The organism is Microbacterium sp. 5K110 (genome assembly GCF_005774735.1).
Taxonomy (GTDB): domain Bacteria; phylum Actinomycetota; class Actinomycetes; order Actinomycetales; family Microbacteriaceae; genus Microbacterium.
Genome location: NZ_VBUM01000147.1, coordinates 1 through 3,020, shown reverse-complemented (window position 1 = coordinate 3,020; position 3,020 = coordinate 1). Strand labels below are relative to the sequence as shown.

Below are 3,020 nucleotides of genomic sequence, written 5' to 3'. Positions count from 1 at the left end.
GCCCCCGCCCGCGCGGCGACGCGGACTCAGCGCACGCCCCTCATCAGGGCGAGCACGGGCTTGGCCGCCAGGAGGAGGGCGATGCCGAGCACCACGGCGATCGCGCCGAGGATCGTGAAGTACGGCACCTCGTTGCGTGGGTCGTAGAAGCCGGCGAGCCATCCGGCGATCGAGGTGCCGAGCGCCACCGACAGGAAGTACAGCGCGACCATCTGCGTGTGGAATCGCGCGGGCGCGAGCTTGGTCGACACCGACAGGCCGGGCGGCGAGATGAACAGCTCGGCGATCGTGAAGACGAGCAGGATGCCGACGATCGCGATGAGCGGCGTCGCGTTCGCGGGCCCGTTGGCGAACGGCAGGAACAGCAGGAACGCGGCCCCCATCACGATCGCGCCGACACCGAACTTCACCGGCGCGCTGGGCTGGCGGGAGCCGAGTCGCGTCCAGATCGCGGCGAACACCCCCGAGAGGATGATGACGAAGATCGGGTTGATCGAGTTGACCCACGAGATAGGCATCTCCCAACCGAAGATGTCGCGGTTGAGACGTTCGTCCGAGTAGATCGTCAGCACCGTGAACTGCTGCTGGTAGAGCGACCAGAAGCCGACGTTGACCACGAACAGCGGGATGAATCCGATCACGCGGGAGCGTTCGGTGGTGGTGATGGCCGGCGACGAGACGATGACCGCGAAGTACGCGATCGAGGCGGCGACGACCACGAGGATGACGATGCCGGCGAGGTTGTCGGCGCGGATGACGCCCAGCAGTACGAGCACGGCGACCACGACGATCACGGCGGCCGCGGCGCCGATCACGAGCCCGCGGCGCGAGGCGGGCAGCGGGTTGGGCACCGCACGTGACGCGGCCGGCAGCGCCCGCCGACCGAACGAGTACTGCACCAGGCCCGCCGCCATGCCGACGGCGGCGGCGCCGAAGCCCCAGTGGAACCCGACCGAGGACTGCAGCGCGCCGGTCACGATCGGGCCGATGAACGCGCCGAGATTGATGCCGAGGTAGAACAGCGAGAATCCGGCGTCGCGGCGCGCGTCATCCGGTGCGTAGAGGGTCCCGACGACCGAGGTGGCGTTGGCCTTGAGGCCGCCTGATCCGATCGCGACGAGGACGAGGCCCACACCGAGGCCCCACATGCCCGGCAGGATCGCAAGCGCGATGTGCCCGGCCATGATCACGATCGCGCTGAAGAACAGCACGCGTTCGGAGCCGAGCAGGCGGTCGGCCACCCATGCCCCGAGGATCGTGGCGAGGTACACGGACCCGCCGTAGGCGCCGACGATCCCGGTCGCGACGGTCTGGTCGAGGCCGAGGCCGCCCTCGGCGACCGAGTGGTACATGTAGATGAGCAGGATCGCCTGCATGCCGTAGAAGCTGAAGCGCTCCCACATCTCCACGCCGAAGATGTGGGCGAGGGCCCACGGCTGCCCGAAGAAGCGGCGGTCGGTGCTGCTGTCGTCCACCGCGGTGTGGTCGCTCTGCTGAGACATGCGCTCCACGCTAGACCTACGAGGGATTTGGACAGGGGTGTTGCCGTGCGCGGCGTCGGGCGTTACACCGCCCGGATGCCCCACACGCTTCGCGACGCGGCGGCGCACGCGGTGGCCACCAGGATGACTGCCGCGCAGCCCAGCAGCACGGGGGTCGTGCCGACGGCGTGAGCGAGGGGGCCGACCGCGATCTCACCGAGCGGCACCGCGATGAAGGACCCCACCATGTCGTAGGAGTAGACGCGCGACAGTGCCTCGCGGGGCACGTGGGACTGCAGCGATTGGTCCCACGCGATCGCGAACACCTCCATCGCCAGCCCGCCGAGGGCGAACGCCCCCACGAGCACCGCGAGCGCGGGGGCCGCGGCCAGGGCGGCGACGGGCAGCGCGGCGACCGCCATGCCCGCCACGCCGATGCCGAGAGCGCGTCGGGGTCGCCAGCGCAAGGCGATCACGGCCCCGAGGGCGAACCCGGCGGTCTGCGCCGCGACGACGAGGCCCCACGCGCCGCGCCCGAGCGACTCGTCGGCCACGAGCGGACCGAGCACCACCGTCGCGCCCGTGAACGCCGCGTTGAGGACGGCGAACTGCAGCACGACGATCCAGATCCACCGTCGACGCGAGAACTCGCGCCAGCCTTCGCGCAGGTCGGACAGCACGGAGGTCCGCTCCGCCGCCGCCGGGACCGCGGGCAGCCGCAGGCGCGCGTACAGCAGGGCGGCGACGGCGAAGGCCGCGGCGTCGATCGCGAGCCCCCACCCCGGTCCGATGAGGGCGATGACGCCCGCTCCCGCGGATGCGCCCACGATGCTGCCGGCGTTCAGGCCGAGCCGCAGCAGCGCGTTCGCGGGGCGCAGCTGCGCCGCGGGTACCGTGTCGGGCACGAGAGCCGCCGCCGCCGGGAGGCTCACCGCGGCCACCGCACCGTTGACCACCCCGAGCACGACGAGGGCGGGGATGCCGGCGGTTCCGGTGAGGACGAGTGCGGCGATCGTGCCTTGGGTGGCGGCCGCGGCCAGCGACGTCCCGACGAGCAGGACGTTGCGGGGGAGACGGTCGGCGATGACGCCGCCGAAAAGCAGCACCGCGACGTTGGCGATCGAGCGTGCGGCGACGACCAGCCCCAGGTCGGCGGCGGACCCGGGCAGGTCCAGCACCGCGAACGCGAGGGCGATCGGGGCCACGGCGTTGCCCACGATCGCGGTCGTGCGCGCCGCGAGGAGCCAGCGGAAGGGGGTGGATGCCAGGGGCCCGGGCCCGTGTGGTCGCGTGGCACGCGCGTCGGCCGGGGGAGAGCCGCTCATCGATTCCGCCGAAGCGGGAACAGCGCGGCGGTCATCGAGACCGGGCGGGTGCCCGGCGTGCGCGGCGGCCGCGCGGCCGCATGCAGCAGCGCCGAGGCCTCACCGACGTGACGGACGACCCGGCGCCACACCTCGGGGTCCACCCACAGCTCGGCGTCGGTCGTCACCGCGGGACCCTCGGTGCGCTCGAGCGCGCGACGGCGCAGTTCTTCGA

At 72.2% G+C, this 3,020-nt stretch carries 2 protein-coding genes and 1 pseudogene; all 3 read right to left on the bottom strand.

All coding sequences use genetic code 11. The features are described from left to right. Positions 1–26 precede the first annotated feature (26 nt). Positions 27–1,502: a peptide MFS transporter gene (locus FE256_RS17665; protein ID WP_138178260.1), complete on the bottom strand. Its 1,476-nt coding sequence runs from the start codon at positions 1,500–1,502 to the stop codon at positions 27–29. Positions 1,503–1,564: 62 nt separating this feature from the next. Further along, positions 1,565–2,806 (bottom strand): MFS transporter, encoded by a 1,242-nt coding sequence (locus FE256_RS17660; protein WP_138178258.1) that lies wholly within the window; start codon positions 2,804–2,806, stop codon positions 1,565–1,567. Then, a pseudogene (locus tag FE256_RS17655) lies at positions 2,803–3,020 on the bottom strand (ArsR family transcriptional regulator); the annotation flags it as partial. The pseudogene FE256_RS17655 and the gene FE256_RS17660, both read right to left, overlap by 4 nt.

Bases quoted from the DNA above. Each gene is read 5' to 3' on its own strand.
- FE256_RS17665 (WP_138178260.1), bottom strand. From the start codon at position 1,502: ATGTCTCAGCAGAGCGACCACACCGCGGTGGACGACAGCAGCACCGAC.
- FE256_RS17660 (WP_138178258.1), bottom strand. From the start codon at position 2,806: ATGAGCGGCTCTCCCCCGGCCGACGCGCGTGCCACGCGACCACACGGG.